This is a genomic window from Pedobacter hiemivivus, from assembly GCF_005144565.1.
Taxonomy (GTDB): domain Bacteria; phylum Bacteroidota; class Bacteroidia; order Sphingobacteriales; family Sphingobacteriaceae; genus Pedobacter; species Pedobacter hiemivivus.
Genome location: NZ_SWDX01000001.1, coordinates 14,023 through 36,518, shown reverse-complemented (window position 1 = coordinate 36,518; position 22,496 = coordinate 14,023). Strand labels below are relative to the sequence as shown.

Sequence of the window (22,496 nt, the reverse complement as noted above, 5' to 3'; positions counted from 1 at the left end):
TTTTAATCTTTGATTTTCATAAACAGATTATTAAGGGATTCAGAATAGGTAGGGTGTGCAAACACATATTCCTGGATCCTGTCGTAGGTAATTCCTCCCTCCATGGCCATTTGAAGTACTGACATAATTTCACCTCCTTCCGACGACAGAATGCAGGCTCCTAATATTTTTTTGCTCTTTCTGTCAACGACAGCTTTCATAAATCCCAGAGTTTCTCCGGTCTCTATTCCCCGCGCTACACTGGACATCGGAATTTTGGCAACAATGAAATCAAATCCTTTTTCCTTGGCTTCTGATTCAGAAATTCCAATACGGGCCATTTGAGGATCGGTAAACATACAATAAGGCACCGGCCTGCCGGTAGTGCTATAATCCGCATTTTCGATCAAATTTCCATAGACAATGATATAATCATTATAGGCAATATGTGTAAAAGCTGGTCCGCCTTTTACATCGCCCAGAGCATAAATGCCTTTAACATTGGTCTCCAATTTTTCATTGACAACAATGTATCCTTTTTCATCTGTGTCCACGCCAGCAGCAGCCAGATTGAGCGATGCTGTTTGCGCAGTTCTGCCCACAGCGATAAGCAGGTGACTGGCGAGTATTTTCTCTTTTTTATCCCCCGATTCCAAACTCACGCTAATCTTTCCGTTTACCTTTTCCATTTCATCAATGCTGATGTCTGTCAGGATCTTAAGCCCTTCATCACGCAATATTTTTGTCATTTCAGCAGAGACATCCTCATCTTCACGTCCGGTAATCCTGGAAGATTTTTCCAGGATAGTGACTTTACTGCCGAAACGGTGAAACATCTGGCCCAATTCCAAACCGATGTAATTTCCACCGATAACAATAAGATGCTCAGGAATTTGTTCCAGATCAAGAATGGTCGTCGAAGTCAGGTAATCAATATCCTTCAATCCTTTCAACTCAGGAATAGTGGTGCTCGCACCTGTATTGATAAAGATCCAGTCTGCTGTCAAAACTTCTTCCTGTCCGTTTGAAGTCGCCACTGTCAATTCTTTATTTCCAGAAAACCTTGCCTCTCCAAAGATCAGTTCAACTCCTTCGGCTGCTTCCAGTCCTTTTTGAGACGAAGATCTGAACGATTCGACAATCTGATCCTTTCGGTTTTTAATTTTTCTAAGATCCACTTTAACTTCCCCTGTTTCCACACCTAGCAAAGCAGCTGTTCTGGCTTTGTGAGCCACACGCGCGGAGGCGATCATGGTTTTTGTTGGGGTGCAGCCATCATTGATGCAAGTGCCGCCAACAAATCGCTTTTCAATAATTCCCGTTTTTTTTCCTGCTAAAGCTAATTTCTTTGCCAGTGGAGTACCTGCCTGGCCGGAGCCAATGATAATTGCATCAAAATGTTTCATATGTTTTAAAATAGGACATATTTATCTAAAATAAGTAAAACATTAATTAGGTTAAAAATAACAATAAAAAGAGGCAATCCAGCATCTTAAATTCACCAACTTGCTCTTCATAACAGACCTAACAACGGATCCGAACTTTTCTTATTTTTTCATTTCAAAAAATTTCTTGACATCCATAATAGCCTCACAATCCTCATAAAGGTTCGACACTTTGCCGTCCGACTCTACTAAAGGAAAGTTCAACGAAAGTTGGGCTTTTGTTGTTTTAAGGGGCTTTAGAAGCTTTTAATTTTATTTCAGTTTTAGATATTATGTTCACTGGCAAACTGAATTAGTTCACCAACGCCTTTCAAGTTTAATTTTCGGTAGATGTTTTTCCGATGGGTTTCTATGGTATAGATGCTCAAGCTCAATTGCGCTGATATTTGTTTGTTGCCCTGGCCAAGTTTAATCAATTTAATGATTTCTATTTCCCTTGGAGATAGCTTTAACTTATTAGCAAAGTCATCTTGTTGCCAGGCTGGTGTAGTAGAGGTTTTCTGGAAGGGTAAATCAAAACAGGTATCACCATTGGCAATATGGATCATTTTTTCTTTTAGCAGAGGCGCAATAATGTCCTTTAATATAAATCCCTTTACACCATCTTCTTTAGCTGCGGCAATAAGTTTAGCATCAAAGTACATACTCAAAAAGACGATTTTAATATCAGGCATACGCTGCCGTATTTTTTTAGCGGCTTCCAGTCCGTTCATATAAGGCATATTGATATCAAGCAGAATCAAGTCCGGTACAATGGTATTTAATGCCTGCATCAAAAGTCTGCCATTAGCGACTTTCGCGATGACTTCAAAATCAGGCACACTATTTAATATTTGCTCCAGGCCGTCGGCTAACAACAAATGATCGTCGGCAATAATGATTTTAGTCTTCATGTGCTGTTGCTTTAGCGGTGTTCTCAAGCGGGATTTCTATAATGATCGATGTTCCCTCTGCACTGTCGTCGATATTAATCTTTCCATGTAAAAAATCAGTTCTCGAATGGACGTTTTTCATACCAATGCCTTCGGTAAAAGCCATTGTACTGCCACCTATGCCGTTATCTTCCAGCATCACAATAATTTCATCATTAGTAAGCAGTAGCTGTATGGTAGCTAAACTGGCTTGCGAGTGCTTAAGTGTGTTGTTGATGAGCTCATTTATAATACGGTAAATCGTAATAGAAAAGATGTTTCCAATATCCTGATCGTTTCCTTCGGTAATCAAGGTGAAGCGGATGTTACTGATCACGTTAAGTTCGTCGATTTTGTTTCTCAAGATGTGAAAAATACCCAATTCAGTAAAGTCTTTGGGTAATAGATTGTGTGATATTGATCTTAAATCACTGATTGCCTTATGACCAATATCGATGCTTTTTTGATAATGGGCCTGGCTTTCTTTGTTTTTTTGATCCTGACTATCAGGTAGATTACTAATGTGGAGTAAGAGGGTGATCAATGTAGAGCCTAAATCATCATGTAGGTCTTGCGCAATTCTTTTGCGTTCATCTTCCTGGGCAGTCACAATTTGTTGCATCGTTTCTTTCTGTTGCAGGTTGAATTTTAGCAGAATCTGCTCTTTATCATTTTTATACAAGTTGTACCGGTAAACGATGCCGATGAAAATGATAATGGCTTCTATTACTAAGCCAATTTGGATATCATTTGGTAAAGATTGAGCTCCACTATTTAAACTTCCACCCAATAGGTAAATGCAATACTTTAAAATGCCAAAACCGATAAAACCGCCACCAATTAAATAAAACCAGGCCAGTTTTACCTTTTGAAAAATCTTTTCGATGGCAACTAAGTAAAATAAAATAGACAGTATAAATGCGACACTTATAAGTGCATACTCATAGGCCACCTTGAGCGCTGCAGAATTGTCAAACCAGTAGTGGATCATGAAACCGGCAACCGGGAATATAAAAAAAAGATACTTCAACACATCCATGCTTCTTTTGAAACGAGAATTTTCGACAGTAACGTCTAAAAACGCGGTAATTAGATTGGTCATGGTAATGAAACCGAGACTAGCGGCAATGTATTCTGATATGGTCGCCAGAAATGGCTGATTGGGGTACAGGTATTGGAAATCTAGTGCCACATTGCAATACATCCAGTAGAGCATGGCCAATACATATTGAGCATATATCAGGTGTATTTTTTCTTTTAAGGACAGGTATAAGAAAATATTGATCAGGATACTAAAGATCATGATCCCTGTTAGCACGCCTAAAAATAAATATTCTTTTTTCTCTTCCGCCCTAAAACTGTCACTATCCATTAAAGTAGGAAGGATGTTTAAGCTAGAACCTTTATTGTCAATTAAAGCCAGAAAAGTGCCATGACTTTGACTACGTAATTTGATGGGAAACACAATGTCGTAATGCGTGTATGGTCGAACATTAAAATTAAGCTTCATGCCCGACTGCCCCACAAGCACATAACCTGTATCGGTTTGTAGATAAAGTTGTGCTAAATGTAACCAGGGCTGATGCAACTGAAAGTAAAAAGTGTCATCCGCTTTTTGTTCGTTTTTTAAGGTGAAGCTTAACCAGTAATAACTGTTGGTAACCCCCGCGTTGATGGCATGATCGGGATATAGTTTTTTAAAGGAATTGGTGTTTAGAAGTTTTGAAACCTCTTTTACCGATAGCTTATCTGGGGTTTGATAGTAGTATAGGTGTTCGTTAAACTGGAAGGTTGCATTGTCTCTGATATTCAAGGTATCCGATCGTAGTTGTGCTGATGCACCCAGTGCTAAAAGCAGGGGGAGGATTAGGCATAGCCATTTTGATATTTTTATGATCACCTTGTCCAGTTTTATGTTACACTGCAAATATCTAATATAAAACAAATATAAAGACGTACCCAATATTGGGTATTGGCGCCCGGTTCGGGTAGTTATACCTTTAAAATGAAAAATAACTAAAACTAATATTTTATGGGACAAGGCGGACATTTATTGTTAAAAAACAAAACTCCATATAGATGGAAATTAACACATAAGCATTCTTATCAGATGAAATCCTGGGACAATAGTTTTCCCAGTATTATCGAACCTGGCTCATTCGCACATGTTTATATTGAATGGACAGAAGGCACAAAAAACAAAAAAGATGATGCAGGCGAAATTGACTATGTAATGGAGGGAATAAATGCTTCATTTCAAATTCAAGCAAGGGCTAAGAATGGATTTGAGATCAACATTTTATTCAAGAATTTTCATACCAACCAAATTGGAAATGGAGAAACTATTCGTTTAGGTTGGAGCCATAATAACTCACTGGTGTTCATGATCGCTGGCAGTAATGGACAATTTACTTCATTGGGAAGCAGACAGAATGCTAATAAGTGGATGATTAATCTAAATGATAATAAAAAATTAAATGAAATAACTATTCCAGGCTCTCATGATACATGTACTTATGATATGTCTCTTGTTAATTATGGTTATCTCCTTAATTTAATAAATATTATACCTACTGTTGATCCCTTCTCTCTGTTATTGAAAGGTGCCATTTCCTTAGGAGGAAGTCTCGCAGTTAATCGGATTGTAGCATTCAGCCAGTGTCAAGAAATGAATTTAAGAAAGCAGCTGGATAGGGGCTTAAGGTTTTTGGACATTCGACTCAAAAAAGAGGATAATCATTTGCAAGCATATCATGGAGGAATAAAGATTCCCATGACTTTCGCTCAAATCACACAGACTTGTTATGAATTTTTAAAGCTGAACAGTAGCGAAACTATAATTATGAGTATCCAAAATGAAGGTGATGGGAACAAACCAATTGGTGTACTTGTAAAATCAGAAATTGATGCAAACAAGGAAAAGTGGTATGTTGATTCGTCAATTCCCCGACTAGGTAATGGCACAAAGAAAGAGGACGCCAGAGGGAAATTAGTTTTATTAAGACGATATGCACAGCCGGCTGATGAAACAAAGATTGGTATTAATATTTCAGACATATGGCCTCAGAATACTCAAAAGGAGAACCTGGTGAATTCTGATAACCAGTTATTCTCGATCCAGGACGAGTACAAAGATTATATTTTAAATAAACTTGACCATAAATTTTTAAATCATGTAAGGCCCTTTTTAAAAGAAACCGCCAATACTTTATTTATCAATTTTACAAGTGGAATGGGTACTACAGGAGGATTTGTATTTCCTAAAACTTTGGCAAAAGGAGATGAATCATTCTCTACTTTTAAAGGGACAAATCAATTACTATTTAATCATCTTCTTGATAAGATGAATGGGGTATACGGTATTATCCCAATGGATTTCCCAGAATATCCAAATGACTCATTAATTCCTCTAATCATCTCTACTAATCATTTTTAATAAAATATCAATGTCCGCTCTGTCCATTGCTTTTAGGCCATAATAACACAGTGATCATCATAGTCATCCCTTACAATGAAAAAAACAAGACCTGAAAAAATATACCATACAAAATTGGTTGGTATATTAATCATAGTGCTTATGTTCGTTTACAACAGTGCAGCCGGGGAATTCTACATCCTCAATAACCCAACTTCAACCTTTCCATCGGACGATATTAGTGGAGGTGGTTCCAGAACATATAGTTATGCTAATTCATTTTGGATACGAGCTTATGGTTGGAGTGACGAAGAATTTTCCATTCAAATTACTAATTCTTCCAATCCTGGGGTAGTGGCTCTTGGAGGGCAAAATTACAATGCCCTTGGAGCTACCCGGGCAAAACATTATCCACTTATATTTACTGGCCTTGGCACCACAACAATTACTTTTTCGGCCATACAGAATAGCAACAATGCAGTTTTAGGTACAGTCACTGTTACTTTTACCATTACAGCATCAACGCTTAATATCACAGCTCAGAATAAAAACAAGACTTACGGTTCTGCCGATCCCCAATTCAACTATAATGTTTCCGGTCTGCGTAGTGGTGAGTCGGCTACGAGCATCGTATCAGGAAGCATGTTAAGAGCTGCTGGAGAGAATGTAGGGACCTATGCCATTACGCCGGCAGCTGCATTTACAATAAACAGTCCCAACTATAATTTGGGAACTATAACCAACGGCACTTTTACCATTAATAAAGCCAATATAACTGGTGTTTCTCTAAGTCCGCAAAGCTATGTTTATGATGGCACAGCCAAATCGCTAAGCATTAGTGGCAATCTTCCTGCTGGCACAAGCTTAAATTATGCCAACAACACTTTAACCAATGCAGGCACACAGGAAGTAACGGCCTATATAACGGGGACTAATTATAATGATCTGATACTAAAAGCAAATCTAACCATCAACAAAGCCGGTATAACTGGTGTTTCTCTAAATCCGCAGAGCTATGTTTATGATGGCACAGCCAAATCGCTGAGCATTAATGGCAATCTTCCTGCTGGCACAAGCTTAAGTTATGCCAATAATACTTTAACGAATGTTGGTACACAAGAAGTTACTGCCAGTATTACAGGGAGCAATTATAATGACCTGACACTAAAAACAAACATAGCGGTAACTAAAAAAATAGTTACGATTATAGCAACAGCAGTTAGTAAAGTTTATGGCAATTCAGATCCTGTATTAGCTTATACTTCTAGCGAGGCTTTAATAACAGGTAATAATTTTAGTGGAACCATTGTAAGAGCAGCAGGTGAGAATGTAGGCAGTTATAACATTACGCAAGGAACATTAACTGCAGGTGGTAATTATCAGATCAACTATACCGGCGCAAGTTTAACTATAACCAAAGCCATATTAACAGTAACAGCAAACAATGCACAAATGTGCCAGGGTACTGGGCTTCCTGTGTTTACAACTAGCTACAGTGGTTTCAAGTATAATGATAATGAAAGTAGCTTAAATACTCAAGCTAAAGTAAACACTACAGCGATCAGTAGTTCACCAGTAGGGAATTATTTACTTGTTCCAGCTGAAACTGCATCAGGTAACTACAGTTTTAACTATGTCAATGGTACATTGAGCATCAATGCATTACCGGTTGTGGTTATAACAAGTAGCAGAGGTAATAGCATCAGCAAAGGTGAAAGCCTACAGCTTATTGCCACTGGCGGTGCCAGTTACATTTGGTCGTCAACAAAAGGAGCGACATCAGGTCCGAATAATGCGATACTGACTATTCGCCCTGAGCAAACAGCCACCTATAGCGTAACGGCAAGTAATGCCAACGGTTGTGGCCAAAGCACAAGTATAACCATCGAGGTAAGGGATGATTTTGAAATGGTGAAGGCTAATAATATTCTTACGCCAAATAATGATGGCTACAATGATGTATGGATGGTCGACAACATAGATATGTATGCAAATAATGAAGTAAAAATATTTGATAAGACGGGACGACTTTTATATAGTAAAAAAGGCTATGATAATACCTGGGACGGGACGGTAAATGGAGGACCGCTAATCGAGAATACCTACTACTACGTCATTGATTTCGGGACCGCCAAACCTAAACAAAAAGGATACATCACATTAATCAGACAACAATAAGATGAAATTATATAAACAACTATTAGGAGTTATTGCAGTTTGTGCTTTGTTTGTAAATTTAGGTTACGCACAGCTAAATCCACTTTCTGCACAGTATTATACCAATCAATATCTGGCCAATCCTGCTTTTGCTGGCGCAGAGCAAGGCTTAAAACTAAATGGTGTTTACCGCAAGCTTTGGAACAATGTACCGGGATCACCATTAACACAAAACCTAACTACCGATTATGGCTTTAACAAAGTGGGTATCGGTTTAACGTTGAATAATGAAAGTGCCGGTCTGCAAAGGCAAACCAGAATTGTGGGGACTTACGCCTATCACCTGAAACTAAACGAGTCGAATGATCAGTTGCATTTTGGAGTGTCAATAGGCTTGATGAGCCAGCGCCTGGAGAATGCCGATATCTATGGGAATGCTAGTGATCCAATGGTCAGGCAGTATAACGACCGTAAGACTTACCTTGATGGTGATTTAGGAATTGCATATACTTCAGGAAAACTGAGCCTTCAGGCAGCAGTCCCTAACCTAAAAAGTGTCTTAAAAAAGGATGCAATCAAACTGGCGGACGTAGCAACTTTTTACGCCGCTGCAAGTTATATGATAAAAATCAGTGAAGGAGCCGATGGTATGAGTATGGAGCCTTTGGTAGCTTACCGTGGAGTAAAAGTTTTTGATAACATCTGGGATGCGGGGGCGCAGCTTGATATTGCCAATAAGCAGGTGTTTTTACTCGGTATGTATCACAGTACTGAAAATGCCACCTTCGGTTTGGGTATGAACTTCAAAAAGAAATACCTGGTCAGCGGAAATTATACCACACAGACATCGGCATTAAGTAACTATACCAATGGAAATTTTGAATTGAACCTGAGGCTGAAAATATGAAAATATAATGCACCTATAAGTTTAAACTGAATAATTTCATACTTTTACAATAGTAAATCAGAGTCAATTTATTGTGCAGGAAAACAAGCATGAAGCCAAGTCACTATCCGAACTCTACCAGCATTTAGGGTTTCCGGTAGACCTGATCCATACCTTGGAGGGCTTCACTATTCACAACCTGAAAGACACCCGTTTTGAACTGCCCTACAACTCGCCCTCATTCCGCCCGGATTATTTCTCTTTCCTATTTGTAAAAGATGGTAGTGGCAGATATACCATTGACGGTGTCGGCTTTAATGTTGAGCCTCATTCCATTTATTTTACCAATCCTAGCAATTACAGAACTTTTAGCTGGACAAAGGTTGAGGATATTTACCTGATCACTTTCGATGAAACTTTCTTAAAGAAATTTGTCAGTACTGAAGTCTTTGAAGAGTTTCCGTTCCTCCTCACGGAAACGATTAGCCCAAAGGTGCTAAACATTGATTTCTTTGAAGTGGTAGATAAACTGTTTCAGGACATCCATCATGAGTTTTTAAAACAGTCTACTGATCAGCATAAAATAACAGGCCATTTGCTAGCAGTTTTGCTTTACCGTATAAAGGAGTACTTCTGGAAAGATTATAACCCTATTTATGAAGGGAACAGAAGTTCGCAGATCGTAAAGTTATTTAAGCAGATGCTTGAAAAACATTATCGTGATCTAAGTGCGGGAAAGGTAGAGACCATTTTCAGGGTACAGGATTATGCCGACGCCCAGCACCTCAATCCTAATTATCTGAGCAATGTTATCAAAAGTAAAACAGGTAAACCTATCGCCACCTGGATAGCGGATAAAACTATTGCCGAAGCGAAATCATTGTTGCAGACCGCGGGAGCTTCCATTAAAGAGATCACCTATAAGCTTGGGTTTTCAGAAGTTGCGCATTTCAGTAATTACTTTAAGAAAAATACAGGAACCTCTCCAGCCCTGTATAGAAAAGAACATCTTCAATCATAAATAATTCCTTTTAAACCATTCTGTAAAATTTGCAACTAATACTGTAATGCTCGCAAAAGTTACCCCGTTTCCTGCTTTTATCTTTGTAGTATCAAATTTAAAAGATAGAAAACATGAAAGATTTATCAGAAAAAGTAATCCTAATAACAGGATCATCCAAAGGAATAGGTGCTGCTATTGCATTAAAATTGGCAGAAGAAGGCGCTAAAGTAATCGTTAACTACGCAGGTGGTAAAACAGAAGCAGAAAGCGTTGTTGCAAACATCAGAGAAAAAGGCGGCGATGCCATTTCTGTTCAGGCAGACGTTAGTAAACCGGATCAGGTAGAAGCCCTATTCGATCAGGCTATTGCTCAATACGGCAAAATAGACGTACTGGTAAACAATGCTGGTATCATGATTACCAAATTCATCAAAGACACCACCGATGAAGATTTCACCCGCCAGTTCGACATCAACGTAAGAGGTGTTTTCAATACCTTACGCGAAGCTTCATCGAAACTTGCCGATAATGGAAGCATTATCAATTTTTCTACCACCGTTAACAGATTGATGCTGCCTACTTATGGTACTTATGTGGCCACCAAAGCAGCCGTTGAGCAATTGACCCGTGTCTTTTCCAAAGAAATCGGTAGAGGTATTAATGTAAACTCTGTATCTCCTGGTCCAACCAACACGGAGCTATTCGTTAAAGGCAAACCACAAGAAATAATAGACAGACTAGCGTCGATGAATCCGTTCGGAAGAATTGGTGAACCTAATGATATTGCGGAGGTGATTGTATTCCTTGCCAGTGATGCGGCAAAATGGATTAATGCACAGAACATTGGCGTTAACGGCGGAATGGCCTAACCTCTAATCAAATGGCATCAGAAGTATCCACAAATTTAAAACAGTAAAAAACAATATTTAAAATGAACACATTACAAAATAAAACAGCCTTAATTACAGGCTCAGCAAGGGGCTTAGGAAAAGCCATCGCAGAAAGATACGCTGCTCTGGGAGCCAATATAGTGATCAACTATTCAAAAGATAAAGCTTCTGCTGATGAGGTAGTATCTAATATTATGGCAATGGGCGTAAAGGTTATTGCCGTACAAGCAGATGTAAGCAAGGTTTCGGAGATAGAGCGATTGTTTGATGAAACCAAAAAAGCATTTGGAAAAATAGATATTGTAGTTGCCAATGCAGGTATCGAAATGGTGGAAACACCGGTTAGTGAATTTACAGAAGAACAATTCGACCGTTTGTTTTCCATCAATACCAAAGGAGCCTATTTTACAATGCAACAGGCAGCCAAAAATGTGGAAGATAACGGACGCATCATCTACATTGCTTCTAGTACTACAGCTTTTCCCGTTGCGGGGATGGCAGTTTATGGCGGTAGTAAAACCACACCACGCTACCTGGTCGATGTACTTTCCAAAGAGATCGGCCATCGCGGGGTAACTGTTAATACGATCATTCCTTTCGCAGTAGACCATTCGGGCATTTTTGCCGAAGAAGGAAGTTATCCGGAGTTGAGAAAATCATTGCTGGATAGCTGCCCGATGGGAAGATTGGCAGAGGTAGAAGATGTAGCGAATGTTGCAGAGTTTTTTGCAAGCGATATGTCTTCTTTCGTGAATGGACAACACTTATTGGTAAACGGCGGAGCTACACAATAAAACACATATGCTAAAAATACGGATAATATATATCCTCCTATCGGTTTGCGGCTTGTCTGCATGTGGGCAGATCAACAAGCGCCACGAACATAAAACATTAACGGAAATGGATAAAAATAAGATCAGTAACCTTTTGGTAAAACAGGCCTTCCTTGCCTGGCAGGAAGGAAATTCAGAAAAATGGCTTTCTTTTTTTACCAACGATGCCCAATTACTTGATGACGGAAGTCCTCGCAACTTTAAAAAATTCTCGACCGAAGCTATCGGTACGGAACGGTTTACCAGTATTGATAAAGTGGAAGACAATGGACTATCAATTTATGGAAAATTCCATAGTGATACCTGGGGCGACTTTAAAACCTTTTTCAAGTTTCATCTTAATCAAGCTGGCAAGATCTACCAACTCGAAATAGGTCAGGCAGACTACTAAGTATAATTTAAAATTTATCAAAAATGGACACAATTATTACCTTGTATCTTTTATATCGTACTTACTAAGAATATCCATAATTAAGGGTTGAATATGCGTAATCATCCTTTCATAGCCTAAATCGTTTGGGTGTACGCCATCTACCGTACCCTCATGATCATTCCCCATCATTTTTTCGGAAGTAATAAAATACAAGTCCTTTAGCCCCTTGTCTAGTAGCGCCAGTACTTCTTGCTGGATATTGATATTTTGGTTCTTCACGGTCTCGCCCACTACTTTATCCCAATAACCAGATTCTCTAACTATACTTTGCATTACAATAATTGGTGCCTTTGGATGTTTGCGTCTAATGGTATTTACTAAATAAGCGGTACGCTCTTTAATCAGCGTGGGATTGGTGTTGGGTACACAATCTAAGATATAAGCATCGGCATCGATAGCAGCTACCATGTCTGCCACCTCTGGCTCCATCTTGGCGCTACCACTTAAGCCCAAATTAATAAAGTTAAGCCCCGTTAATCTAGATAACCTGGCCGGATAAGCCATACCTGGCCTACTCGCTCCAGTACCCTGTACAATACTAGACCCATAAATCAATATCCTTTTGGCAAATGGATCCGCAGCAGCGGTAATCTTTGCCTTTTTCTCTATACCAATCTGTACATCTTCTACCTTGTCATATAATGGCAAATACAATAGACACTCTTTTTCTGAGTTATCCATCCTACTGATAACAATTTCGTCATTACAAACACCACTTACTCTACCTATACCTGCAAACTGCCATTTTCCGTCTTTTTTTATGTAAAGGTCAACTCCTTTATGTGCTGTTGGCGACATATTTGCCAAGGCTCTGCTCTTTGAAACACACCATTTGGCCCCTATAACTGTGCTATTAGTTTTAAATGAAATAGCTAACCCTGCCGAGTTGGTTAACAATTGCGCTACTCGTGGTGGTAAACCTTTGTATTTGTTACTATCTATACGATCGTAAATAGTGGGTGTTTCTTCACTTTTACCGATCAACGTAAGCATTTTGGCACTCGTAAAATTCAATTGATCAGTTTTTTGCGCCCGGACGATCAATGTAGTCGCACTTAAAAACGCAATCAATAATATGCTTTTAACAATTCGCTTCATTTTATTTCGCTTTTTTTAGAATAAGGAGCATTGGATAATGATCAGATAATGTATCCGTTAAATCGTCTTTCACTATCGTAGCATCAACAGCATCAGCCTTTAAAGCCTCATTAAGATAAATATAATCGATACGCGTGTAGTTCTTATGCTGCCTCAATTGGGTTGGCGCACTTTTGTCGTATACGGTATTAAATAACCGCCATGAGTCAACTAAGCCAGCATCTAATAATTTTTGAATTGCAGTATAATCTATCGCACCGTTATTAGTTGTTTTAATATCAGGATGATTTCTTTCGGAATTTAGCACGAGGTTCATTTTGTCTACATTATCATAATCGCTTTTATCCAATGGAGACATATTGTTAAAATCGCCCATTAAAAGAATTTTTTCGCTTTTTGGAATGCGGTTGATATATTTTAACAACGTATCAACTTCAACAATTCTTTTTTGATAATCTTTAGGATGAAGGTGAGTTACAAAAAAATGATAACCCGCTATTTTACCATACAAAAAGCCATGCTGCATGCCTTCTGTTACTTTAACTACATTAGTGATGGGATATTTTGACATCAATGCAATAGGAAAACCAGCTCTTTTTTGTAAAACGGTGTATTTATATCCCGCTCCTTTTGCCAAATCAACTAATTTCTCTTTCGACATGCTATTCAGTTCTTGAAAAGCCACTACATCTGGACTTTTCTCGGCTACCCATTTCTGGAATGCTTTAATGTAGATGCTGTCTTTTCTAAACCCTTCGTATACATTATAAGAAAGTACTTTAAAAAGATTAGCGTCTTTTTGAGCGGAAAAAAGCAATTTTGTTTTCTTGTAGCTATCTAAATTTGTGGCGCTTTTTTGTGCTAAAACAGCAAAAGGAATAAGCAAGAACCCAAAATGGAAAATACATTTAATCTTTAAATTCATGTTTTATTTTTTTAAGATGAGTACCATCGGATAATGATCAGACATGTAATCGGTATACACGTCCTTTACGAGATAAGAATCTTTATAATGATTTAATATGGCCTTATTCATAAAAATGTAATCTATCCGGGTGAAGTTATTGTGCGTTCTCAACTTTGTAGGCGCACTTTTCTCATAATTTGAACGAAATATTTTCCAGGTGTCATAAAACCCCTCATCCATGATATTTTGGATGGTGGTATAATCGATCTGTCCGTTATTTAAGATTTTAGTCCCCGGATTACTCAATTCAGAAGCCCTTATCAAATCCATTTTAGCAGTAGTATTGTAAAAGGAAGCATCTTGTGGCGACATGTTATTAAAATCACCCATCATTAAGATCTTTTCCGTTTTTGGGATTACCTGAGTGCGAGCTAAGATGATTTCCATTTCTGCCTTCCTAATATCGTAGGTTAAGGGGCTTAAATGGATCACAAAGAAATTATAATCCAGCACCTTTGCCTGGATCAAATGAAGATTAGAAGGCACAGTTTTGATTTCCGTAATTGGATATTTAGAAACCAAGGCAACAGGAAGCCCAGCTTCATGCCACATTAGGGTATAATTATAGCCCATTTCTACGGCAAAATTTTGTAATCCTGCTTTGGTAAATCCCTTCATTTCTTGCAAAGCAATTACATCCGGTTTCATGGTGTCAATCCATTTCTTGAAACCTTGTTTCTTTACCGCATCGCCACTAAATCCCTCGTATACATTATACGATAGCACTTTAAATGTTCCCTGTTCAATTGCAGTTTCCCGATTTTTCTTTTTACAGGCAACCAAAGTACAACATAAAAGCAAGGCAAAACCAATAAATTTAAGCCTTATTGTTGCCACCATACTTTTGTTCTTAAATTATCTCCACCAATGCGAGCAGCGGCAGCTTCATAGTTTGCTTTATTGGTAGCTTTAGTAATTAATGGGTATTCGAACCGGGTTGGTAAAATACCATTGTTTTTTGCCGCTGGTCCGACAGGTAATACCGGATATCCGGTTCTTCTGTAATCGTACCACGATTCGAAACCACAAAAGAACATAGCAATATATTTTTGGCTCATGATGCGTTCTAAGGTTGCGGTAGTTCCAGTAAATCTAACAGTTGGTCTAGCCAAATATGTAGCCCCTGGAGTAGTAGATCCACTAGGATCCCAGGTACAGTTCCATTGTCTCCAGGAAGCCTCAACACCTTTATTAAAATACGTTTGAGCATTAGCCGAAATCCATCCATTTAATGCAGCCTCGGCCAACAAAAAGTTAACTTCAGCCCATGTCAAAATTGGAAATGGATAATCATCTGCCTTAAGCGTGGTTGCTAAAGTAGAAGTTTTGAGTCCTGTATTATCGGCAAAAGCCTGCGTTTCTTGCTCGGTATAACCGCTTGGAATACCAACGTATGCTCCTGGAGTATTTTTAGTTGCATACCTAAATCTTCTGCCATCAACAGTGGTATTCATTAAATCCATCAACGACTTACCCATCCTTCTGCTTCCGCTAAATTCTGAAGCAGACATTTCAAAAAATAGGTTGATAAATGGCTTTATGCCATCGTATCTCATCATTGCCTCGTCTGCGTTACTGGTAAATAATGGGAACTTTACAGGATCGGCGACCATCTCGGCTATTTCTGTTGGTACATTCATCTCGGTTCTTTTAGACACACGCATCAATAAACGGAGACGCATAGAATTGGCAAATTTTTTCCATTTCACAGGGTCACTCCCATAGATTAGATCTGAACTATCAAAGGGTTTATTTTCTGTAAATAAAGTATTTGCTCTTTTCAAGTCGGCCAATAAACTGGTATAGATGGATTGTTGAGTATCATACTTAGGATAATACACCTCCTCCCGACCTTTAAAGGCATCAGTATATGGAATATCACCAAACATATCGGTAAGATTTGATACAAACCAAGCTTTCATCACCAAGGCAGCGCCCATGTTGTTTACATCATTCAGTTTCTCGGCAATTTTGTACATTTCATTCATGTCATTTGCTTTAACATAAAGCGTAGACCAAATCGCATCGAACTCATTTTCCTTGAATTCGTAACGGGCAAAATCATTCAAAGCGCCAGTTTCTACAGTATATTGCATTAACTCATTGCTTAAGCGATGCGCACGTTTCGTGATGAGCCACATGCCATCAAATTGAGCTGGAGCCAATAAGCTACCAGGTGCAACAGAAGTTACTTTAACCGGATCTGTATTGAGTTTTTCAAAATCTTTGGTGCAGGAAGTGACAAGCCCAATAACAATGAAAAAAGAGAACAATTGAAAGTGTTGTAATAAACTTTTCATATCAAATATTTTTAAAATGATGCTTTAATAGTGGCTCCAAAACTTCTGGTCGATGGAAATTGTCCGGTTTCAAAACCTGGTTCTATACGATTTCTATTTAAGGTTGCAATCTCTGGGTCGTACAAGGGGAAGCTGGTAAATAGCAACAGATCACGCCCGTACACACTTAATGACGCTGATTGTGCCCCGATATTTTTTAGCAGTTTAGCGGTAAATCTATATTCTAAGGACACCTCACGCAGTTTAATATATGAAGCATCAAAAATGTTCGCTTCCGCATTGTCTCTTAAATATTTCTGGTTATAGTAATCAGCAGCAGTGGCTACAATATCGTTTTTACGATAAGTACCATCTGTATTCTGCACTACGCCTTCACCTACTATCCCAGCATATCTGCCTTCGAGTGTAGATCTTAACTTTCCTGCACCTGCCAAAACAGAGTTTGAAAACGAATAGATATCCCCACCTTTCTGGCCATCAAACAAGAACGAGAAGCTAAATCTATTATAAGTAAACTGATTTTGAATTCCGGCCTTGTAATCTGGTACTGCAGAGCCTAAAATCTTGAAATTTTCAGTATCAATAAGCGGAAGTCCATTGTCATCGTGAACAATCTGACCATCCGGAGAACGCACATATCCAGAACCGTAAATATCCCCTATTGATCCCCCAACAATTGCTTTGATATACCCCCTTGGACCAGTAGCCATAATGATTTCTTCAACATTAGGCGCCAATTCTTTTACCAGACTTCTATTACTAGAATAGGTTAAAGTTGTTTTCCATTGCAACTTACTTTTTTTACCTAGCAGGTTTCCGGTAACTGCAAGTTCATAACCGCTATTGTTGATTAAACCCGCATTAAAGGTTCTACCTGTAAATCCTGTAGCTGGATCATTGGGAACAATTAAAATCTGTTTTGAACTATTCGAATTGTAATAGGTTAAGTCAAAACCAAGTCTGCTGCCAAAAAATCTGATATCTGCTCCTATTTCTCTATTGGTAATAATTTCCGGCTTCAGATTATCACCACCAGGCAAAGTAGCTGGGTTAGTATAACTTCCGCCAAATTCCGAAGGATTTAAATAATAACCCGTTCGATAAGGATCTGTATCATTTCCTACTTGTGCAATCGAACCCCTAATCTTGAAATAGGATAAAGGTTTAACTGCCGAAAGGTTAAGCATCTCTGTTAATATTGTACTTCCAGAAGCCGAATAATAGAAGTAAGAGTTATTACCCGCAGGTAAAGTACTTGACCAGTCATTTCTTCCTGTTAAATCAAGGAACAAATACGTCTTATAATTAAACTGTGTCAAGCCATAAATACTTTGCACCTCCTTATTAAGCGGTCTCGGCACTAGTAATGTTCTATCTTGGGCATTTCCTAAACTATAAATTCCCGGAGCACTCAAACGTTCGGCAGTTACGGTATTGTTCTTTAATTTATTTTTGGTGATACTTGCACCTGCAGCGAAAGCAAGTCCAATATTTTTAGACAATTTTTCATCGTACTTATATAACAAATCATAATTCTGCTCCTGCGTATTTACGTCTTGTTCCTGGTAACGTCCTGTAGCATAACGGATACTACTATACGGTCTGCGGTTAGTTCTAAGTGATGTACCTTGATCTATTCCACCTCTTAACATTAAACTCATTTTTTTGCTAAAAGTATAGGTGGCGGTAAGGTTACCAAAAATACGATCCTGGTCTAAAGTGTTCAGATTTTCATATAAAATGAAATAAGGGTTATCGACTACTGAGTTTAACTTGTTGTTTTGATCTATGTCTTTGACATCCCAATAGTCCTTATGCCAACTAAAAGGAATATTGGCCGAACCATACATCAATCCGTACATAAACGAGTTGGTATTATAACCAGATAAGGGTAGGTTGTCACTTTCTTTATGGTAATAATTTACCCTTGTTGTTAATTGAAGATTGTTCAGTTTACTATTACTCGAAAAAGAAAGCCTATTGAATGAATATCCTGTGTTTGGCAAAATATATTTATTGCGCGTATCATTATATGAAAGTCGAATAGAATTTTTGCTATCTCCCCCACTTAATGAAAGGTTGTTATTATAGGTTACGCCTCTAACAAATGCATCCTTTACATAGTTTTTATCAGCAACCCAGGGTGTTCTTGTGGTACCTGTGGTTTTGGTTACCGGATCGTATTGATAGTAAGATTGACCTGCAAAAGCTGGACCGAAGGAACGTGTAGAGTTGGTGCTGGGTCCATCAGGACTTGCTCCATAAGAAAAATAAGTATTAATGGCATTACCAGCTCCGTATTCATATTGAAAATCGGGATAATGTAGCACATCGTCGAGGGTTACGCCACTGTTAAAGGCGACGGAAAGTTTTTCCTTTTGGTCGGTGTTGCTTTTAGTAGTAATCAAGATTGCACCCGAAGCTGCTCTGGAACCGTATAAAGCGGCTGCAGATGGCCCTCTTAATATCGTCACGTCTTTGATATCTTCTGGATTAATCTCACTTAAGGCATTACCATAATCAACTGGTGTTTCGGTATTTCCCGTAGCGCCATAACTTAGTCCGTTGTTACCTACCATGCCACTAATAACAGGGACACCATCAATCACCACAAGAGGTTCCCCTTTATCTAAGTCTAAAGAGTTCTGCCCGCGTAAAGTTATCCTTACCGTTCCACCTGGACCGGCACCTGCTTTCGAAATATTTAATCCTGGAACTTTTCCAGACAAAGCATTTACCCAATTGTTTGGTGCAGTTTTAGAAATCTCTTCACCATCCACTTTAGTAACAGCATAGCCTAAGCTTTTCTCTTCCCGTTTAATACCTAAGGCGGTAATTACGACATTGTTCAGCTCCGTTGTTTCCTGTTCTAATACAATTGAAATTGACGAACTCCCCGCTTTTACATTTTGTATTCTTTTAGTTTGATAAGAGATAAAGCTTACTTCCAGGGTATAACTATCTGCTAAAACCGGTACTTTAAAAACACCTTGCGAATTGGTTACCACACTCCTTTTTAACTCTACCACAGTAACATTTGCACCAGGAAGTGGTTTTCCCTGCTCATCTATTATTTTTCCAATAATAAATTGAGCTCCTTTTTGATTGACATTACTTTCTTCTTTAGTTACAATGACAATTTTCTTTGCCTGGAAAATATATCTAAGCGAAGTTTTTTTCAATAGCTGATCCAAGACTTCTGCTACTGAGGTTGTGGTTACGTTAATATTTAACTTGTCATACCCCTCTACCAGCTTTTCATTAAAAACGACTGGTATACCCGATTTTTTTTGAATAGCTGACAATGCTGTTCTTAAATTTTGGTTCTGCAGATTAAGTGTAATTTTTACATCTGATGGTGTTTGAGCCTTTACATGTCCTACCAGTAGAAAGGAACTACATGCCATCAATAGCAATAATAAATGTTTCATATTGGGTTTGGTTCGTTAAGTACTTATCAAATTGTATTGATATATACATTTGTTTAATTAGAAGTATATCCTACAATAAGTTGAATGGTAGTAGACAAAAAAACAAACAAAACATAACCACCTAATTATCAGTCAAATATTCTGTATCAGAAAATGAAATTTCTTTATTTTTGATTGAAAAGGATGGCGTTTCCTTTAAATTGATAAGTCAGATGATTAGCACTGCTTAGCACTAATAATATATCTTCTAATCGATCCGTACGGGCAAAGCTAGCAGTAAGGCGGTATTCTTTTAGGCTATCTTGTTCAAAATGTATCTTCACTTTAAATTTACGTGCCAATACAGTACACACATCTAAAAAAAGATCGTTATTGAAACTTAGGTTACCTTTTTGCCAGGCAATTACATTATCGGCATCAATAGCTTGCTTTTGCATAACGCCAGTGCTAGCCTGTACACTTACTTGTTCATTGGGTAAAAGTATAACACTGTTTGTTTTACCATTATTTTGAGGATCGTTATCACTTACGCTTACCTTACCTCTAGTTACTGCAACCTGGATATTACTTAAGTAACTATAGGCTCTCACATTAAAGGCTGTACCCAAGACTTGGGTGCTTAGCTTTTTAGAAGTCACAATAAAGGGCTTTTTTTCGTCATGGCTTACATCGAAATAAGCCTCTCCTTCTATTAAGAACACCTCACGCTGGCTTCTATTAAATTCCTTAGGATATTTAAATCTGCTGTTAGCGTTTAACCATACTTTAGAACCATCGGCCAAGGTTAATTTTAGTTGTTGCCCATCTGGCACTTGCTTTTCTAAATATACTACAGGATCAACGATATTGTAAATTTCTGTTCTGTAATAAAAAAAAGAGAAAAGTAAAACCGCAAGCATAGCCGCTACTTTTAAAATAATGCTCCAGCTTTTTTGTTTAACCGCTAGTTGTCGGTCAATTCGCTGTTTCATTATCATTCCACTGGCCTGCTCTTCATCTTTTGTCCATTCCCAGTTTCCAGCTTCAGATTGGGCATCAAACCACTGCTCAAGAATTTTTCTTTCTTCAGCGGTACACTTGTTATTACGATAACGTTCTAAAAGTTCGTTGACACCTTTTATCTCCATGGCATGATAATATCTAGAAAAATAGGCTTTGGTAGTAGATATTTCAAAATATTTTTACAACTACCTATAAATCAAAACAATAAAATAAATCCACCAGCTCACTTACCATATAAAAATGACAACTATGAATTTAATAGATGAAAAAGAATAAAGAAAGTGATTTGGAAAGTAGAATCATTATATAACACCAGCTTAAAGTGCTTCAATGCATTACTGATTTGCTTTTTAACCGTTTTATCAGAAATATTCAACTTTTCGGAGATCTCTTTATAGCTAAGATTTTCCTTCCTACTCAATACAAAAACCTCTTTCATTTTTGCAGGCAGCTTTTCAATTTCTACATCAATAATGGCATTTAGTTCTCTTGCAGCAAATTCTTCGTTAACTACATCTTGCCTTTCTACCAGGTAACTGGCCAAGTTCTCGGCATGTTTACTTTTATTTAGGTGATCTTGTATAAAGTTAATTCCTTTAAAGCGTGCCGCTGTAAACAAATAACCAGAAAGTGTGCCTTTAGTATTTATTTCTTTTCTACGTAACCAAAGCGACACAAATATTTCTTGTACAATATCCTGTGCAGCATCTTTATCTCGAATGGCTTTTACAACATAAAGAAATAATTGATTCCAATAGAGATTGTAAATCTGATCAAAAGCTGCCCTATCTCCTTCGCATAGTAAATGAAAGAGACGCTCGTCTTCTACAACACAGTTAATTTTGCTGGACATGGTTTATTTGGCAAAACTAATCTAGTAAAATTAAATTAAGGTTTACTTAGTATTATCAAAAACAAACCTTTGTTCCATTACGTAGATTATTTGTTTGTAAGTATTTGATTAGTGCTTCTGGATGATCGGTTTGAACACCCTGAACTCCTTTATCCATAGCAGCTTTCCATTTCACAGCATCTTCATCCGGCATTTGCACATCTAAAAAGACGGACAATCCATTTTCCCTCATAGCGTCAAAAAGCGCTTCATTGGGAATATTGTCAGTCGCCTCCAAAGGCATTTTATAGAGAAAGAAAGTCAATTCTTCTTTCGTCTTTATGCTTTTTGGCAAACCAGACATTAACGGCATGTTTGGGGCCAAGGTTCTCCATGACTTATACTGCTCAGCTTTATTAATATAAACAAGCACTTGCTTTTCCATGCCTGCAGACTTAATCTCTTTGTATGCCTGAGCTACATCAGCGTCCTTAAAATCCAGATAAATATTAATCCGGTTCTTACAGGCTTTTAAAGCTTCTTTAAAACTTGGCAACCTATATAGCTGCCCATCCTTAGCATTTAAAACAAGTTTCTCAACTTGATCCAGGTTCAAATCCCCTATTCTGCCCTTGCCATTGGTCGTATGATCTACAGTTTCATTGTGAATTAAAACCAAATGGCCATCACGAGTTGTACGAAGGTCTATCTCCACATAATCAGCACCAAGGTTAATGGCTTCTTCAATTGCGGCTATGCTATTTTCAGGTTTTATCAGATGGCTTCCACGATGGGCAATCACTATAAAGCCATTTTTACATTTGGGCAGCGGCACAATTGTCCGCTGCCCAAATGTGATAAAAACAAAACAGCTAAATAAAAATGTAAGTAAGCTTGTTTTACAATTCATCATT

18 protein-coding genes are annotated in these 22,496 nt (G+C 38.0%); 7 read left to right on the top strand and 11 right to left on the bottom strand.

Going from position 1 to position 22,496, the window contains the following annotated elements; translation table 11 throughout:
- Nucleotides 1-2 precede the first annotated feature (2 nt).
- From FBD94_RS00150 to FBD94_RS00140, 3 genes are all read right to left on the bottom strand, one after another.
- Entirely contained in the window at nucleotides 3-1,385 is a 1,383-nt protein-coding gene (locus FBD94_RS00150; protein WP_136878665.1) for a mercuric reductase, read from the bottom strand.
- Nucleotides 1,386-1,687: 302 nt separating this feature from the next.
- Nucleotides 1,688-2,317: a response regulator gene (locus tag FBD94_RS00145; protein ID WP_136878664.1), complete on the bottom strand. Its 630-nt coding sequence runs from the start codon at nucleotides 2,315-2,317 to the stop codon at nucleotides 1,688-1,690.
- A complete protein-coding gene (locus tag FBD94_RS00140) occupies nucleotides 2,307-4,235 on the bottom strand; it encodes a sensor histidine kinase (RefSeq protein ID WP_169472175.1) in 1,929 nt (642 codons plus the stop codon). The genes FBD94_RS00145 and FBD94_RS00140 overlap by 11 nt, the downstream gene beginning before the upstream one ends.
- Nucleotides 4,236-4,367: 132 nt before the next feature.
- Here FBD94_RS00140 and FBD94_RS00135 point away from each other — a divergent pair, with 132 nt between their 5' ends.
- The 7 genes from FBD94_RS00135 (at nucleotide 4,368) to FBD94_RS00105 (ending at nucleotide 11,910) form a co-directional block, all read left to right on the top strand.
- The gene (locus tag FBD94_RS00135; RefSeq protein WP_136878662.1) at nucleotides 4,368-5,771 is read left to right on the top strand and encodes a phosphatidylinositol-specific phospholipase C domain-containing protein; all 1,404 of its coding nucleotides are present in this window, start codon (nucleotides 4,368-4,370) and stop codon (nucleotides 5,769-5,771) included.
- Between the two features lie 75 nt (nucleotides 5,772-5,846).
- Nucleotides 5,847-7,928, top strand: a complete 2,082-nt coding sequence (locus FBD94_RS00130; RefSeq protein ID WP_136878661.1) for an MBG domain-containing protein — start codon at nucleotides 5,847-5,849, stop codon at nucleotides 7,926-7,928.
- Nucleotide 7,929: 1 nt separating this feature from the next.
- Nucleotides 7,930-8,814, top strand: coding sequence for a PorP/SprF family type IX secretion system membrane protein (locus tag FBD94_RS00125; RefSeq protein ID WP_136878660.1), 885 nt, complete (start codon nucleotides 7,930-7,932; stop codon nucleotides 8,812-8,814).
- 73 nt (nucleotides 8,815-8,887) lie between these two features.
- Nucleotides 8,888-9,814 (top strand): helix-turn-helix domain-containing protein, encoded by a 927-nt coding sequence (locus tag FBD94_RS00120; RefSeq protein WP_136878659.1) that lies wholly within the window; start codon nucleotides 8,888-8,890, stop codon nucleotides 9,812-9,814.
- A gap of 113 nt (nucleotides 9,815-9,927) precedes the next feature.
- The gene (locus FBD94_RS00115) at nucleotides 9,928-10,665 is read left to right on the top strand and encodes an SDR family oxidoreductase (RefSeq protein ID WP_131612405.1); all 738 of its coding nucleotides are present in this window, start codon (nucleotides 9,928-9,930) and stop codon (nucleotides 10,663-10,665) included.
- 62 nt (nucleotides 10,666-10,727) lie between these two features.
- Nucleotides 10,728-11,480: an SDR family oxidoreductase gene (locus FBD94_RS00110; RefSeq protein WP_136878658.1), complete on the top strand. Its 753-nt coding sequence runs from the start codon at nucleotides 10,728-10,730 to the stop codon at nucleotides 11,478-11,480.
- A gap of 106 nt (nucleotides 11,481-11,586) precedes the next feature.
- A complete protein-coding gene (locus tag FBD94_RS00105) occupies nucleotides 11,587-11,910 on the top strand; it encodes a hypothetical protein (protein ID WP_136878657.1) in 324 nt (107 codons plus the stop codon).
- Between the two features lie 36 nt (nucleotides 11,911-11,946).
- Here FBD94_RS00105 and FBD94_RS00100 read toward each other — a convergent pair whose 3' ends face one another.
- From FBD94_RS00100 to FBD94_RS00065, 8 genes are all read right to left on the bottom strand, one after another.
- Nucleotides 11,947-13,050, bottom strand: coding sequence for an SGNH/GDSL hydrolase family protein (locus FBD94_RS00100; RefSeq protein WP_136878656.1), 1,104 nt, complete (start codon nucleotides 13,048-13,050; stop codon nucleotides 11,947-11,949).
- Between the two features lies 1 nt (nucleotide 13,051).
- Nucleotides 13,052-13,975, bottom strand: a complete 924-nt coding sequence (locus FBD94_RS00095) for an endonuclease/exonuclease/phosphatase family protein (RefSeq protein ID WP_136878655.1) — start codon at nucleotides 13,973-13,975, stop codon at nucleotides 13,052-13,054.
- Between the two features lie 3 nt (nucleotides 13,976-13,978).
- Nucleotides 13,979-14,857 carry an endonuclease/exonuclease/phosphatase family protein gene (locus FBD94_RS00090; RefSeq protein WP_136878654.1) on the bottom strand — a complete coding sequence of 293 codons (879 nt, stop codon included), beginning with the start codon at nucleotides 14,855-14,857 and terminating at the stop codon, nucleotides 13,979-13,981.
- Nucleotides 14,842-16,317, bottom strand: coding sequence for a SusD/RagB family nutrient-binding outer membrane lipoprotein (locus tag FBD94_RS00085; RefSeq protein WP_136878653.1), 1,476 nt, complete (start codon nucleotides 16,315-16,317; stop codon nucleotides 14,842-14,844). Before FBD94_RS00085 ends, FBD94_RS00090 begins: the two co-directional genes overlap by 16 nt.
- An 11-nt stretch (nucleotides 16,318-16,328) precedes the next feature.
- On the bottom strand, nucleotides 16,329-19,748 hold the full coding sequence (locus FBD94_RS00080) for a SusC/RagA family TonB-linked outer membrane protein (protein ID WP_136878652.1): 3,420 nt from the start codon (nucleotides 19,746-19,748) through the stop codon (nucleotides 16,329-16,331).
- Between the two features lie 164 nt (nucleotides 19,749-19,912).
- Entirely contained in the window at nucleotides 19,913-20,875 is a 963-nt protein-coding gene (locus FBD94_RS00075; protein ID WP_136878651.1) for a FecR family protein, read from the bottom strand.
- Between the two features lie 122 nt (nucleotides 20,876-20,997).
- Nucleotides 20,998-21,603, bottom strand: coding sequence for an RNA polymerase sigma-70 factor (locus FBD94_RS00070; protein ID WP_131612421.1), 606 nt, complete (start codon nucleotides 21,601-21,603; stop codon nucleotides 20,998-21,000).
- 55 nt (nucleotides 21,604-21,658) lie between these two features.
- Nucleotides 21,659-22,495: a glycerophosphodiester phosphodiesterase family protein gene (locus FBD94_RS00065; RefSeq protein WP_136878650.1), complete on the bottom strand. Its 837-nt coding sequence runs from the start codon at nucleotides 22,493-22,495 to the stop codon at nucleotides 21,659-21,661.
- Nucleotide 22,496 lies beyond the last annotated feature (1 nt).

Bases quoted from the DNA above. Each gene is read 5' to 3' on its own strand.
- FBD94_RS00150 (WP_136878665.1), bottom strand. From the start codon at position 1,385: ATGAAACATTTTGATGCAATTATCATTGGCTCCGGCCAGGCAGGTACT.
- FBD94_RS00145 (WP_136878664.1), bottom strand. From the start codon at position 2,317: ATGAAGACTAAAATCATTATTGCCGACGATCATTTGTTGTTAGCCGAC.
- FBD94_RS00135 (WP_136878662.1), top strand. From the start codon at position 4,368: ATGGGACAAGGCGGACATTTATTGTTAAAAAACAAAACTCCATATAGA.
- FBD94_RS00130 (WP_136878661.1), top strand. From the start codon at position 5,847: ATGAAAAAAACAAGACCTGAAAAAATATACCATACAAAATTGGTTGGT.
- FBD94_RS00125 (WP_136878660.1), top strand. From the start codon at position 7,930: ATGAAATTATATAAACAACTATTAGGAGTTATTGCAGTTTGTGCTTTG.
- FBD94_RS00115 (WP_131612405.1), top strand. From the start codon at position 9,928: ATGAAAGATTTATCAGAAAAAGTAATCCTAATAACAGGATCATCCAAA.
- FBD94_RS00110 (WP_136878658.1), top strand. From the start codon at position 10,728: ATGAACACATTACAAAATAAAACAGCCTTAATTACAGGCTCAGCAAGG.
- FBD94_RS00105 (WP_136878657.1), top strand. From the start codon at position 11,587: ATGGATAAAAATAAGATCAGTAACCTTTTGGTAAAACAGGCCTTCCTT.
- FBD94_RS00100 (WP_136878656.1), bottom strand. From the start codon at position 13,050: ATGAAGCGAATTGTTAAAAGCATATTATTGATTGCGTTTTTAAGTGCG.
- FBD94_RS00095 (WP_136878655.1), bottom strand. From the start codon at position 13,975: ATGAATTTAAAGATTAAATGTATTTTCCATTTTGGGTTCTTGCTTATT.
- FBD94_RS00090 (WP_136878654.1), bottom strand. From the start codon at position 14,857: ATGGTGGCAACAATAAGGCTTAAATTTATTGGTTTTGCCTTGCTTTTA.
- FBD94_RS00085 (WP_136878653.1), bottom strand. From the start codon at position 16,317: ATGAAAAGTTTATTACAACACTTTCAATTGTTCTCTTTTTTCATTGTT.
- FBD94_RS00080 (WP_136878652.1), bottom strand. From the start codon at position 19,748: ATGAAACATTTATTATTGCTATTGATGGCATGTAGTTCCTTTCTACTG.
- FBD94_RS00075 (WP_136878651.1), bottom strand. From the start codon at position 20,875: ATGGAGATAAAAGGTGTCAACGAACTTTTAGAACGTTATCGTAATAAC.
- FBD94_RS00070 (WP_131612421.1), bottom strand. From the start codon at position 21,603: ATGTCCAGCAAAATTAACTGTGTTGTAGAAGACGAGCGTCTCTTTCAT.
- FBD94_RS00065 (WP_136878650.1), bottom strand. From the start codon at position 22,495: ATGATGAATTGTAAAACAAGCTTACTTACATTTTTATTTAGCTGTTTT.